The following is a 14141-nucleotide window of genomic DNA, read 5'->3' on the forward strand; positions in this document are numbered from 1 at the left end:
ACTTGAATTAACCTCAGTTCGATGCCAAAATATTCGATGGAGGTAGGTTTTAGGTAAAGATTTCTCGAAATTAAGATAAAAAAAGGGGAGCATTACCTCCCCTAGATTAACTAAAAATTTTGATCAAATAGATTTTTTATTTGTTCGTAGTAAGGGTTTTAACCCTTATTCCATAAAATTTTGATCTAAGTCTATTAGACACCAGCTTTGACTAACAAAGGATTTTCTTTTTCAGTGGCTTTAATGGCTACTTTTCCATCCTCGTCAATATCCACTGTAGCAGTGTCGCCTTCTTGGAGACGTTTCGACAGGATTTCTTCCGCTAATACGTCTTCTAAAAGTCGCATAATGGCACGACGTAATGGACGAGCGCCATAGGCAGGGTTGAAACCTTCTTCTACTAAACGCTCTTTGAATTTGTCTGTCACTTGTAAGTAGATTTCCTGCTCTGTTAAACGAGCAAAGACTTCCTTGAGCAAGAGTTCGGAAATTTCCTTGACTTCCTCTTTATTAAGTTGACGGAAGACGATAATTTCATCGAGACGGTTGAGAAACTCAGGGCGGAAGTAGTTTTTCAATTCCTCATTGACTAAAGACTTGATACGGTTGTATTGAGATTCTGACTGATCGCTTTCGAGTTCAAAACCTAATCCACCGCCTCCTTTTTCGATTACTTTTGAACCGATGTTGGAAGTCATGATTAATAAGGTATTTTTGAAGTCAACGGTACGTCCTTTAGAATCCGTTAAACGTCCATCTTCAAGGATTTGTAAAAGTAAGTTGAATACGTCTGGGTGTGCTTTCTCAATTTCATCGAAAAGAACAACGGTATAAGGGCGACGACGTACGGCTTCGGTTAATTGTCCGCCTTCGTTATAGCCGACATACCCCGGAGGTGAGCCGATTAATTTGGATACTGTGTGACGTTCCATGTACTCAGACATATCCAAACGGATCATAGCATCTTCTGAACCAAAGAAATAGGTTGCTAAGGCTTTGGTAAGTTCGGTTTTTCCTACCCCTGTAGGACCAGAGAAGATAAAGGATGCGATCGGACGATTGGGGTTTTTCAAGCCCACTCTTGCCCGTCTGATGGCGCGTGAAATGGCTTTTACAGCGTCTTCCTGCCCGATAATTCTTTGATGGAGAGTGTCTTCCATGTTTAAGAGTTTTTCGGCTTCGGATTCTGTGAGTTTCTGAACGGGTACACCAGTCCAAGAAGCGACGATGTGAGCGATTTCTTCTTCTGTCACCACTGGGCTATCGGTAACTTGAGGATTTTTCTTCTTCAGATCCGCTAAACCACGAATTTCCGCTTTGATTTCCATTTCTCGATCGCGCAGTTCTCCTGCTTTATCGAAGTCTTGTGATCTTACAGCTTCGTCTTTTTCTTTTAAAACCTGTCTCAATTCTTTATCTAACTCTTTGGCTTCGGCGGGTAACTGAGAATTCATTAAACGAACCCTTGAACCAGCTTCATCGACTAAGTCAATAGCTTTGTCAGGTAAATAACGATCGCTGATATATCGATCGGACAATTGAGCGGCGGCGGTAAGCGCTTCATCAGAAATTTTCAGCTTGTGATGTTGCTCATAACGTTCCCGTAGTCCATATAAGATTTCGATGGTTTCTTCTACGCTCGGTTCACCCACCATGACGGGTTGAAAACGTCTCGCTAAGGCCGCATCTCTTTCGATGTGTTTGCGGTATTCATCGAGGGTAGTCGCCCCGATACATTGCAATTCACCCCTTGCCAAAGCAGGTTTAAGGATGTTTGCCGCATCGATCGCTCCTTCGGCTGCACCAGCACCAATCAAAGTATGAACTTCATCAATTACAAGAATAACATTTCCTGCTTGACGAATTTCGTCCATGATTTTTTTGAGTCTTTCTTCAAATTCCCCACGATATTTAGTACCAGCCACTAATAAGCCCACATCAAGGGTGACTACTTTTTTATCTTCTAATAAATCAGGTATGTCTTTATTAGCGATGCGTTGGGCTAAACCTTCAGCAAGAGCAGTTTTACCTACTCCCGGTTCACCAATTAACACGGGGTTATTTTTGGTACGACGACCGAGAATTTGAATAACACGCTCAATTTCTTTTTGACGACCAACTACGGGGTCTAATTTACCCTCAGTAGCTAAAACCGTTAAATTTGAGCCAAATTCATCCAAAGTCGGAGTTTTGTTCGATCGATTACCACCGCCCACCCCCACAGGAGTAGTTTCGGTTTCCCCTAACATACGAATAACCTGAGTACGAACTTTACCTAAATCCACCCCAAGATTTTCTAAAACTCTAGCGGCGACTCCTTCTCCTTCACGAATTAAACCGAGAAGTAGGTGTTCTGTACCAATGTAATTGTGTCCTAATTGACGAGCTTCCTCTAAGGATAACTCTAAGACTCGTTTAGCTCTGGGAGTAAAGGGAATTTCCACCGCTACAAAGCCAGAACCTCGACCGATAATTTTTTCAACCTCGATCCGAGCATCCTTGAGGTTAACACCCATAGATTTCAGTACTTTGGCGGCGACACCAGTACCCTCTCCAATCAAACCGAGCAGGATTTGCTCAGTACCTACGAAGTTATGACCCAAGCGACGAGCTTCCTCTTGGGCTAACATGATCACCTTGATCGCCTTTTCTGTGAAGCGTTCAAACATAATTTTTCTTTACTCACCCTTATGCCACGTTTAATAGCTGATTTTAGCACAGGATTAGGGTTAGTATGTGTCAGTAAGTACAGTAATTAGTTCGGTTATCAACATCATGAAAGTTTTTTTCTGTGGGTCTTTCATCTATTCCTGATAGTTATAAGACTTTTCCTATCACCTCAATTAACTACTTTTACTCTATTTTTTGTTTTCCTATTATACTTATTTATTTTTCTGAAAAATAAGAGTTTATGAAGATTTATTAAGCTAAAGTTTTTAATCATCTTGAAAAGTGAAAAAAAATTTATTTTTGATGATTTTTTTGAGTTAATTGTGAATATAGCAATCAGGAATCATTTGTGAGAAATAAATTATTAGAAAAAATATCGAAGATACGACTAATCTTGCCTTTTGCCTTTTGCCTCTTGCCTTTGATGATAAGATAATTTTCACAACTCATAACTGACTGCTATAATTGTATCTAAATTGTTAAAAAACTGTGATAAACTAATTAAAGTTAACCTGAAAATAATTTAACGAAATTAGAGATAAAACCCTGTTTTAATCAAGATTGTTTCTGTTATTGATGGAATATTTAGCTAAATTTATTCACTCTAAATGTTATCATCAATTAAGAAGATTTAGAAAAAACTATTTAAGAATATTTCTAAAATTTAATGTTCAAATTACGCTATAATTATTTTATCAAACCTCTGTAAAGACTGAAAAACCCTGAAAGTTATGAATAATTGTCAAAAATATAAGTATCAGGTTGTAACGATAAATTTAACCACATTTAATAATCATAGTTCTAATACTTTAAGTTTAAATAAAGTAGAAAAGGAAGGAGATTTTTTTGAGGTACAACTATCGGAAAATAACCGATTAGAAATGGTACATATTCCTCAAGGACAGTTTATCATGGGAACTCCAGAAACTGAACAGGGAAGAAGTAAAGACGAAACTCCTCAACATGAAGTATCGATCGAATCTTTTTTTGTGAGTAAATATCCCATAACTCAGAAACAATATTTAGCGGTGATGGAGGAAAATCCCTCTTTTTTTCAGGGAGAGAATAAACCCGTAGAAAATATTTCTTGGTTTGATGCGCAGAATTTTTGTGAAAAACTATCTTCCCTTACAGAGAAAAAATTTCGTTTATTAACAGAGTCTGAATGGGAATATGTTTGTAGAGCAGGAACTAACTGCCCTTTTTCTTTTGGCAGAAGTATCACCCCAGAGTTAGCTAATTATAAAGCTAATTATGGTTATGGAGACGGTAGTGGCGGAAAGTGGAAACAGGAAACCACAGAGGTAGGCAGTTTTTACGCTAATGATTTTGGCTTATATGATCTTCATGGTAACGTGTGGGAATGGTGTCAAGATCATTGGCACGAAAATTATAATGGAAGTCCGACAGATGGTAGTGCTTGGTTAGATATACCTGCCGATGAAGATGACGATTTACCCAGAGTAATTAGGGGTGGTTCGTGGGATGATACTGCTTATTATTGTCGATCGGGGGTAAGATTATGGACGTTACCCCAATTCAAGGGGAAATTGATCGGTTTTCGAGTAGCCTGTGATTCTTAGCCCACATTCCGCACCTCAAACTGTGCTTATTTAGCTAGAGGATAAGAACAGACGTACAGTTTAGCCGATACTCTTGGCAAGGCACTTGTGGACTGTTCGGGGTATATTTGTTCTGATGACGACCTATTACATATCAATCTGTTTTGCATCTAGTAAATTTAATTGTACATACTGCTCTTACATATTCAGATAGGTTGGATAACAAAAAAAATTAATTAATCATCATTTTCATCGTAATTAAATTCAACTTTACTCTGTAAAATAATTTCATTCATGATTTCTTTTGTTTTTCCATCTTGTATTAATTGATTCAAAATTCTTCGTAAATAGGGAATATTAATAATTTCTTCAATTGATTCCATATATCGTTTAACTATAGCTTTTACTATATAAGTATTAATAGCATTTTCTTCTATTTTTGTTAATACTTCATTCTCTGATTTTTCTGTTTTTATCACAAAAGTTATAGGATAGCGTTGTATCTTATCAATATCTAAAAAATACTTATTAATATCCAGTGTTTCCGTCACTTGGAAAAAACGACCTAAAGGCTTCATTACAAAATCAATACCTCCGTCATTTGCATTCGTTCTTCCTGTTTTATATAACTTTAAATTTTCTTCTGTTAAATCGTTAATATTCCAGCCCCAATAAATAATTTGGTCAGAATAATAAGCCTTTAAAATAGCATAACTAACAATTTCAAAAATTCTTGCGTCCACATTTGGTTGGATTTGAGAATTGATAAATTCTATAACTGTTTCTAAATTTTCATTAGATATATTAGCTAAAGATGAACAATAAGAAATAAACTGATCAAAAGCTGATTTTCTGGCTTCTACATAAGCTGAAATAATTTTAATAATTGCCTTCGCAATATTTAATTTTTGACCATCGTATAAACGAATAATTAATAATTTTTCATTTATCCAATAACGTTTTGTTTGAATATCTCTTAAAATAGGTTGATATAGAATATCGGGAAAAAATTTTTTAAATTCCTCATTTATCCTACTATTTAAAGCATGATTTTGAAGTTTATTACCGAAAGGTAATTCTCTCATTCTCTGAAAAATATCAGTATATTTTGCTCCTTCATATTCACTATAATCAAATTCTGGCTGTAAAAATCCTTTGAGAATATAATCTTCTACTAACACATATATTGCATAATGGTTTGCAAAAGAAGAACGAGATTTACTTCCTCTGTTAGCAGCTTTTGTTTTTTTGTTTAGATACTGGATTAAATAGCTTTTTTCAAAAATTTCATTATTTTTATTGCCAAATAATTCCGTTAATATTTGTTTGATAGTAAATGTAAATTCATGCTCTAACATTAGAAAATCCTCAACTGATTATACTCACAAGTATTTTCCCTCATAAATACTTTATTTAATGGGGTTAATTTTTCTCCTTTATATTCCTCTGCAATTCCCAGTCTTCTTAAACCTATTTTGATATATTCTTCCTGCATTTCTATACCAATTGATCTTCTATTTAATTTTTGTGCTACGGCACAAGTGGTAAAAGTACCCGCAAAAGGATCAAGAATTAAATCATCAGGATTAGAACTAGCTTTAATAATTCTTTCTAGTAAAATTTCTGGTTTTTGAGAAGGATGTTCTTCATATTCTGGCATTCTATATCTAACTCTAGGAAATTGCCACACATTACCTGGTACTTTTTGACTATTGTAAGGTTTTGGTTTATCTCCTCGATAATCTATTAATTTTCTTTGTGATCCTGTTTTGGCTTCTACCAGAATATCATCACTATTAAATGTATAATTATTTTTATCTTTTACGCAAAATAAAATAGGCTCATATAAAGAACCATAATATTTTTTTGCTTGAACCCCTGAACTGTCATAACACCATACAATTCTTGATAAAATGGTCAGCTTTTTACGCAAATATAAATCTATATATGACATTGTTTGCGTACTTGACATCACATAAATTGACCCATTTTTTTTAAGTTTATTAATACATAAATCAAGCCATTGATAACACCATAATATATAGTTTTCTTCATCTTCCCATTTATCTTGAAAGTTAGCGAATTTTTTGCCAATATTATAAGGAGGATCGACAAATATTAAATCGATCGATTCGTCATCAATGTATTCATTCAATACTTTGATAGCTTCCCCTAAAATAATCTGTGTTTTTTCATTTTGAAATGTGGATATTAAATTCATAATTAGCTTTAATTAAAATTCTAATTTTCATGTAAGGTTGATCTTACTTACCAAAACCTTCCAATTATCTTGATCCTATTCCTTTACGATCGCATGTTAATTGTTAATTTTTCTGATTATTTCAATAGGCAAATTATCTATATCAGCAATAAAAGCTACTTCGTAAATTCGATCGACAATCATCTGTTGTTGAGGAGGTAATAAGATTTTAAGAGGGGAAAAAACCGCAGGATTTTCTTCACTGGCTTGGATAAATTTATCTTCTAATTGTTGTAACCACATGGGGAGACTAATGCCCTCACTGGTAATGTCAAAGGAAAGATGATAATAACCCACATAATGTTCATCAAAAAAGGCATCGGGGGCGGGTTTTGGTTCGGGTATTTGCATCAACTCCAATCGCCCTCCTAATCCTTCTAACCAACAGGCTAGGGTATAACCTGCGGTAAATCTTTCTTTCACCGTAAATCCTAATAATTGATAGAATTCGATCGATCTCATTATATCCGCAGTGCGAATAGCCACATGATGCAGTATCATAATTTACTCAAAGAAACGAAAATAAGGATAACGAGAAGGAGTACCTTTTTCTTTTTCTAACATGAAATTAATTATATTCCAAAAAGGTTCGGGATCAGATTGATCACTAAATTCTACGGGTAAACCATACAGTTTATAGATTTTACTATCTTGATTATCCTGCCAACTATTTCCTTTTTCTAAATAAGAACTAATCAAGGGATAATATCTATGAGCTATAATCACTTTTGTCGCCTTATAGCCTTCAGTATAAAGGGTATCTAAGGCTTCATGAATTTCAAATCTGATGCCGTCGGGGTGATTATGTTGTCGATACCATTTATTTTCCCATAATCGCCAATGTCTGCCTGATTGTAAATGTACCAGTTCTTGTGTATTTGGATCAGCTTCAAAAGCACCATGACGAGGACATAAATAACTATCTGTAAGAGTTAAGGCTTCAATTACTTGACGACAATGGGGACATTTTATTTGCGCTCCGAAAATAGGATATTGTAAATTAAGATCAGTCATAATGTATTTTTAAAAGCACCATTAATAATTACATCAAGTTTGCTCTTTATTATAGTTCTGTTATGAAAAAATGCTTAAGTTAGTTAAATTTTCACATTTTGACATCCCATTTATTTCAATTTTTTGACCACTTATTGGGCTAAAATCACCTGAGTGAACCATAAAATTTTTGGTGCTGTAAAGGTTGCGGAAAGGGTATCGGAAAGGGTTAAAGAATTGACAAAAAATATATCCTAATTGATTTTTTTATCTTCAATTCTTTGATCGAATTATATAATCTTCTGAAAATTACACCTGAAACCGGCAACCGGCAACCTGAAACCTGCCCTTATCAAACATTCTTGCATCGAACTGAGGTAAAATCGAATAGGCTATAGTAATTATTATGACCTTAATCAGTATAACTTTTATAAAGTAATGACGATCGAACCTAGTTGGATTTACGGATTAATAGGCGGTATTTTAATTGGTATAAGTGCCACGGTATTATTAGCCTTTAACGGTAGAATTGCGGGGATTAGTGGCATGATTAACGGAGTGTTAGAATTTAAGCCTTCGGAAACATGGCGCGTTTTATTTCTGGGGGGGATGTTATTGGGGGGGATTATCTATGAATATTTATTACCCTTACCTGAAACTCCTCGTTATGCCGTCACCATAATTCCTATGATTTTAGGCGGTTTTTTAGTGGGTTTTGGTACAAGAATGGGAAACGGTTGTACTAGCGGTCATGGTGTCTGTGGTTTAGGTAGATTATCAGTTCGATCGCTTACTGCGGTAATCAGTTTTTTAGCATCGGGAATGATTACAGTATTTGTAATTCGACATCTTTAAGAATTAGGAGACAGGAGATAGGAGATAGGAGAAATACTGAAAAATATTTTTACAACAAATTAGCAAATGAACAATAAACAAAATATAGTGGCGTTACTTAGTGGTTTATTATTTGGCTTAGGGTTAGCTGTTTCGCAAATGATAGATAGAGAAAGAGTTTTAGGTTTTCTTGATGTGGTGGGCAAATGGGATGCAACTCTTATGTTTGTGCTTGGTGGAGCGGTAGGAGTTACGGTTATTAGTTTTCGGTTTATTCTACCTTTAAAACATCCTTTGTTCGATCGACAATTTTACTTACCAACTCGTAATGATATTGACGGGAAATTAATCTTAGGAGCGGTGATTTTCGGCATTGGTTGGGGAATTTCGGGGTTTTGTCCCGGTCCTGCGGTGGTTTCCTTAGTGCAACTCAGTCTTAATCCGATTATCTTTATTTTAGCCTTTATTGGTGGTTCTTTTGCTTATAAATCTCTGAAGAATTAATTTCTCTTTCATACATTAGAACCTCAGTTCGATGCAAGAATGTTTGATAAGGGCAGGTTGCAGGTTGCCGGTTGCAGGTTTCAGGTGTAATTTTTAGAAGGTTATATAATTCGATCAAAGAATTGAAGATAAAAAAATCAATTAGGATATATTTTTTGTCAATACTTTAACCCTTTCCGATACCCTTTCCGCAACCTTTACAGCACCAAAAATTTTACGTCTCTACTAGAACATTATAAGCCCAACTCCTTTGCGTTACCTCGTCAGGTAATATATTTTAATTAACGTTTTTATTAGTAAAAATTATGGTAACAACACCCATCCAACCATCAAAACATCCTTTAGCTGAATATGTCCACCGTTTAGAATCGGGAAAAAGTCTGTTAAAAGATACTTCACAAAATTTGATTGAGGTGGTGGGTATTTTAAAATCCTACGGTGTGGTTTTAGATGCCTATTCTAATAATCTTAATTATATTGCTGAACATCAATTCCTCGTAATATTTCCTTTTTTTAAATATTTCGATGGTAAATTTACTTTCTCGAAACTTTTGCGTCATTGGTGGCACGATCGAATTAATTTTGAATATGCTGAATATTGTATGCGCGCTATGTTGTGGCATGGAGGCGGTAAATTAGATGAATATGTAGATAGTCCTGAATTTTTAGAGATAACAAAACGAGCTATTAACGCTAAATTAAAAGGAAATCTGTTTATGGGTACGTTAAATAAAATATTTCCCGATTTTTTGCCCGAACAAGTCAAAATGTTAGCTTATTATTCCGCTTTAGGGCAATTTTGGCGAGTGATGAGTGATATTTTTATTTCTCTTTCTGACAGATATGACCAAGGGGAGATAAACTCGATCGAAGAAGTAGTAAAACATATCTTAGATGGATTAGTAGCCGATGCCAGTAAACCCATTACCTACGGTGTAGAAATTAACGGCAAAACCTATGATTTATTGCCTAAAAGTGCAGAATTAACTTTTTTGATGGATACAGCAGTACCCTATGTGGAAGCGGTTTTCTTTCGAGGTACGCCTTTTCTTGGTACAGTATCTTTTAACGCTCAAGCTAATCAAATATCCTTTGATCAATCTCAATTTGCCTATGGTGCATTATACGCCGATCCTTTACCTGTTGGAAGTGCTGGTATTCCTCCCACTTTGTTAATGCAAGATATGCGTCATTATATCCCTGAATATTTACAAAAGATTTATGATGAAAGTGAGCGAGGGCAAGATGATTTATTAGTGAAAATTTGTGTTAGTTTTCAAAAATCTATGTATTGTGTAACAACGGCGGCTTTACAAGGATTAGCACCCTATGGCTTAACTACAGAAAATCCTGAAGAAAAACAAGCCAACCGTAAATATTTAGAACAATGGATGAATCGTTTTACTTATTCTCGCATTTTAGATGTTAATAATTAAGAATTAAGAATTAAGAATTAAGAATTATCAATTATCTTCTAATCCCTTTAGGTAAGGGTAATTGAAGTGTTCATTAATTCGATCGCACGATCGAGGGGTACGGGGGGAGAAAATAAGTATCCTTGTCCATAATTACATCCTAAAGAGGATAATATTTTGCATTGTTGTTGATTTTCGATGCCCTCTGCTACTGCCGTCATTTCTAAACCATGGGATAAATCAATTAATGTTTTACAAATAATTTGATCTTTGACGTTATTTTCTAAGTCTTTTACAAAACATTGATCTATTTTTAAGGTGTCGAATTGAAAGTTTTTTAAGTAGGATAAATTAGCGTAACCTGTGCCAAAATCATCGATAACTAAAGGTAAGCCAAATTCACGACATTCTTGCACTAAAGATAAGGCTTTTTCTCCTTCAAATAAACTTCTTTCTAATATCTCTAATTTTATTTGTTTTGGCTTTACTGAGGATAAGTCAATTTTTTGTTTCATAACGGTTAAAAATTCCTGACTTTGAATCTGTTTTTCCGCTATATTAATACTTAAAAATATATCAATTCCTGTTTCTTTTTTGACTTGCTCGATCGCACTCAAGGCTTGATCTAATAACCATTCTCCCATAGGAATAATTAAAGAAGTTGACTCCGCTAAAGGAATAAATATTGATGGGGATACATTACCTCTAGTGGGAGAAAACCATCGTAATAAAACCTCAAAACCGACGATCGAATTAGTATTTAAGTCCACAATAGCTTGATAAAATGGCACTAATTCTTCTCGTTTAAAACCGTTTCTTAAATCACTTTCTAATCTAATTAATTCTATGGCATGAAAAATCTTTTCTTGATACTCTTTTTTTGTCTTATCTAAAGAAGAAAAATCTGGTTCTGATTTCGCTCGAAGTCGTCCTGTTTCGGAACGAAAATAATTCATTACCACCATTAATAATAACTTTAAAATAGGATCAGCCGATTCGATTCTACTCTTAACTTGTTCGCCTGTCACCACCGTTAATATTACATTAGTTTTAGCATAAGCAGAAGCCGATCGAGCGCTACCATCAACTAAAGCCAATTCTCCGAACATATCCCCCGATTTAAGAACATTTAAAATGAGACGTTTATTTTCTGGGGTAACAGTGGATATTTCGACTTCCCCTTCTTCAATGATATAAGCAAAATCTCCCTTATCTCCTTCTGTGAAAATACATTCTCCTGTGGTTAAACTTCGATTCAGAAATTGATTATCTATGTCAGATTCTTGATTTATCATAATTCCATTTTCATCTTAAAGCAAATCTCACCTAGATTTTACCTCAGTTAGAGTTAAATTTTCGGTAAAGGGAAGACTTGGGAGAAGGGAGTTGACATCTTAGGCAAAAGTTTGTACGTTACCGTACAGACACAAGAGATAACTCTTTTATAATAGTTTTAATACTACTTTTTTTAAAAAGCCTTTGATTAATAATAATTTAATTTCTCTAAATAAATTACTAGCTGCTCTTCCATTGTCTGAATACGACAATATTATTCCATATTTACGGGAAGAAACTTTAACAGCTGGAACGATTTTACATCATGCCTATGAACCGATTAACTTTGCTTATTTTCCCTTAACGGCAATGATTTCTTTAGTGTCAATTATGGATAATGGTTCAACCACAGAAATTGGTTTAATCGGCAATGAAGGCATGATTGGAGTGCCTATTTTTTTGGGGGGAGAATATACTCTTAGTCAGGCGATCGTACAAATTTCTGGCACAAGTTTGAAAATAAAAGCCAGTATCATACTCAATGAATTTCATAAAGGAGGAGTATTTCAACAAATATTACTGCTTCATACCCAAGCCCGATTAACACAAATTGCTCAAAGTGCCGCTTGTAATCGTCAACATAAAATTGAGGCAAGATTAGCAAGATGGTTATTATCTGTCTATGATTGTGTGTTAAGTGATGAATTACTCTTAACTCAAGAATTTATTTCTAATATGTTAGGAGTACGCCGTGCAGGAGTTACGATCGCCGCCAATGCCTTACAAGCCCAAGGCATTATTCGCTATAACCGAGGGAAAATAGTAATTTTGGATCACAAAAAACTAGAAGAGACTTCCTGTGAATGCTATCGAGTTGTTCAAAATGAGTTTATCCGATTATTAGGTTCTCGTCGAGGTTAAATATAACATTATAATAACAATGTACTATACCGTACACAATAACAAGGAAAATAATTATAAGATGGAATTAACCACAGTTAATTCTATTTATTTGCAAAGACAAATAAAAAATAAAAAAACTGGGTAAATAATAAAATTTAATTTCGATCGAGTCCTTAACTTAACGGAGATTTAGATCATGGGTTATCAAGTTTTTAATTCTACCTTGTCGATCGTCAACACAGAAATTCATGAGTTTTTGAAAGAATATAATACTGATCATCCTTATTACATGGCATTATCGATACCTTATTTTCGTCAAAAATTAATTACAAAAGTCTTAAATAGTATCCCTAACAATCATATTTTGGTTGATGAATCTTCTCATTTTTTTGATGATTTAATTTGTTGTCTTAATTTATGCCCTGAACAATTAGTAATTTATACTCAAATAACTAAAAATATAGATACTATAGTACAAGATTTTTTTGAATTTAATATTACTCATAATAATCGACAAAAAAAACCCTATGAATCTTCAGTAATAAATTGGTGGATTAGAGTAGAAACAACAAAACCTTATGCAACCTATTATTTTGGTCCTTTTGACAGTATTTTTGAAGCAAAAGAAAATTGTCATGGTTATATAGAAGATTTGGAACAAGAAAAAGCTGAAAATATTACTTATTCTTTTGAATTAACCAATCCACAATCTTTAACAATTATTAATGATTCTCAAGATTTAACCCAAGAAAATGAAGAACTTTGGGGGAATTTATGGCATGAAAGAAAAGAGAAAAAATATTTTGAAAATTTATTTTTATATTCTCCCGATAGTTGTTTTATCATTGATAATAATGGTGTCATTAAAGTTGTCAATAAAAATGGAGCAAATCTTTTAAAAATTGCAGAAAATGAACTAATTAATCAATCTTTTAACTCTTTTATTCAACCAAATAAAAAACAATCATTATTTGATATATTAGGTCTATCAAATACAGAATCTATTAATAAACAAAAACAGTCATTTTTTTCCTTAAATTTAGTCTTAAAAGATAAATCCCTCATTACTGTTAGCTTAAATGTATCTAGTATTAAAGATGCTGAAAATAATATTATCGCTTGGTATTTATCCCTTCATGACATGACACAATGGCAAAAAATTCAAAACGAACTTTTATATCAATCTCGTTATGATGCCCTAACTAATTTACCAAATCGTCGATCGTTAATCGAGTTTTTACAAAATATCTTAACTCAAGGAGAAAAAAATCATTCTACCCAATTTGCCGTCTTATTTTTAGACATCAATAAATTTAAACACATTAACGACTTTTTTGGACATTTAACAGCAGATAAACTATTAATTAATTTCGCCAAACGATTAATCAGCAGTACTAGAAAATGTGATCATGTTGCGAGATTAGGCGGTGATGAATTTATAATTATTTTAACTCACATTCATTCCGCTCAAGAAGCAAAAGATTGCGTCCATCGTGTACAACAATCATTATCTAATTGTTTTGAAATAAATGAACAAAAAATCATGATCAGCGTTAGTATTGGCATTGTCATCGGAGACTTTCAAACGGCAAATTTCTCTAACCTTTTATCTCAAGCGGATATTGCCATGTATCAGGCAAAACAAAATGGACAACTGTATTCTATGTATCATTGCTAAGTTAGGTTTTGTGTCGGATGTTAGTGGTGGGTTGTTGACAGTTTTTT

12 protein-coding genes are annotated in these 14141 nt (G+C 33.9%); 6 read left to right on the forward strand and 6 right to left on the reverse strand.

The features are described 5' to 3' along the window. Positions 1 to 194: 194 nt before the first annotated feature. The gene (locus SYN6308_RS05340) at positions 195 to 2669 is read right to left on the reverse strand and encodes an ATP-dependent Clp protease ATP-binding subunit (RefSeq protein WP_017293405.1); all 2475 of its coding nucleotides are present in this window, start codon (positions 2667 to 2669) and stop codon (positions 195 to 197) included. A gap of 732 nt (positions 2670 to 3401) precedes the next feature. Between SYN6308_RS05340 and SYN6308_RS05345 the strand changes: the two genes are divergently transcribed. Beyond that, positions 3402 to 4253 carry a formylglycine-generating enzyme family protein gene (locus tag SYN6308_RS05345; RefSeq protein WP_017293406.1) on the forward strand — a complete coding sequence of 284 codons (852 nt, stop codon included), beginning with the start codon at positions 3402 to 3404 and terminating at the stop codon, positions 4251 to 4253. Positions 4254 to 4468: 215 nt separating this feature from the next. On the opposite strand, the gene SYN6308_RS05350 is transcribed toward SYN6308_RS05345, so the two are convergent. The 4 genes from SYN6308_RS05350 to SYN6308_RS05365 all read right to left on the reverse strand — a co-directional run bounded on the left by SYN6308_RS05350 (position 4469) and on the right by SYN6308_RS05365 (position 7506). After that, positions 4469 to 5590, reverse strand: coding sequence for a hypothetical protein (locus tag SYN6308_RS05350; RefSeq protein WP_017293407.1), 1122 nt, complete (start codon positions 5588 to 5590; stop codon positions 4469 to 4471). Beyond that, positions 5590 to 6453, reverse strand: a complete 864-nt coding sequence (gene yhdJ, locus SYN6308_RS05355) for an adenine-specific DNA-methyltransferase (RefSeq protein ID WP_017293408.1) — start codon at positions 6451 to 6453, stop codon at positions 5590 to 5592. The genes SYN6308_RS05350 and yhdJ overlap by 1 nt, the downstream gene beginning before the upstream one ends. A 96-nt stretch (positions 6454 to 6549) precedes the next feature. After that, positions 6550 to 6987, reverse strand: coding sequence for a VOC family protein (locus SYN6308_RS05360; RefSeq protein WP_026101935.1), 438 nt, complete (start codon positions 6985 to 6987; stop codon positions 6550 to 6552). A 9-nt stretch (positions 6988 to 6996) separates the two neighbouring features. Beyond that, on the reverse strand, positions 6997 to 7506 hold the full coding sequence (locus SYN6308_RS05365) for a TIGR02652 family protein (protein ID WP_017293410.1): 510 nt from the start codon (positions 7504 to 7506) through the stop codon (positions 6997 to 6999). A 417-nt stretch (positions 7507 to 7923) separates the two neighbouring features. On the opposite strand from SYN6308_RS05365, the gene SYN6308_RS05370 reads away from it, so the two are divergent. From SYN6308_RS05370 to SYN6308_RS05380, 3 genes are all read left to right on the forward strand, one after another. Continuing rightward, positions 7924 to 8340 carry a YeeE/YedE family protein gene (locus SYN6308_RS05370; protein WP_017293411.1) on the forward strand — a complete coding sequence of 139 codons (417 nt, stop codon included), beginning with the start codon at positions 7924 to 7926 and terminating at the stop codon, positions 8338 to 8340. A 66-nt stretch (positions 8341 to 8406) separates the two neighbouring features. Further along, positions 8407 to 8823: a DUF6691 family protein gene (locus SYN6308_RS05375; RefSeq protein WP_017293412.1), complete on the forward strand. Its 417-nt coding sequence runs from the start codon at positions 8407 to 8409 to the stop codon at positions 8821 to 8823. A gap of 305 nt (positions 8824 to 9128) precedes the next feature. Continuing rightward, positions 9129 to 10259, forward strand: a complete 1131-nt coding sequence (locus SYN6308_RS05380) for a CO2 hydration protein (RefSeq protein ID WP_017293413.1) — start codon at positions 9129 to 9131, stop codon at positions 10257 to 10259. Positions 10260 to 10306: 47 nt separating this feature from the next. Here the strand turns inward: SYN6308_RS05380 and SYN6308_RS05385 are convergent, their stop codons facing one another. Beyond that, positions 10307 to 11533 carry an EAL domain-containing protein gene (locus tag SYN6308_RS05385; RefSeq protein WP_017293414.1) on the reverse strand — a complete coding sequence of 409 codons (1227 nt, stop codon included), beginning with the start codon at positions 11531 to 11533 and terminating at the stop codon, positions 10307 to 10309. A 235-nt stretch (positions 11534 to 11768) separates the two neighbouring features. On the opposite strand from SYN6308_RS05385, the gene SYN6308_RS05390 reads away from it, so the two are divergent. Together SYN6308_RS05390 and SYN6308_RS23275 are read left to right on the forward strand one after the other, a co-directional pair. Then, positions 11769 to 12434, forward strand: a complete 666-nt coding sequence (locus SYN6308_RS05390; RefSeq protein ID WP_237741261.1) for a Crp/Fnr family transcriptional regulator — start codon at positions 11769 to 11771, stop codon at positions 12432 to 12434. Positions 12435 to 12612: 178 nt separating this feature from the next. Continuing rightward, positions 12613 to 14094 carry a diguanylate cyclase domain-containing protein gene (locus SYN6308_RS23275; protein ID WP_017293416.1) on the forward strand — a complete coding sequence of 494 codons (1482 nt, stop codon included), beginning with the start codon at positions 12613 to 12615 and terminating at the stop codon, positions 14092 to 14094. The last annotated feature ends 47 nt before the right edge of the window (positions 14095 to 14141 follow it).

This window comes from Geminocystis herdmanii PCC 6308 (assembly GCF_000332235.1).
GTDB lineage: Bacteria > Cyanobacteriota > Cyanobacteriia > Cyanobacteriales > Cyanobacteriaceae > Geminocystis > Geminocystis herdmanii.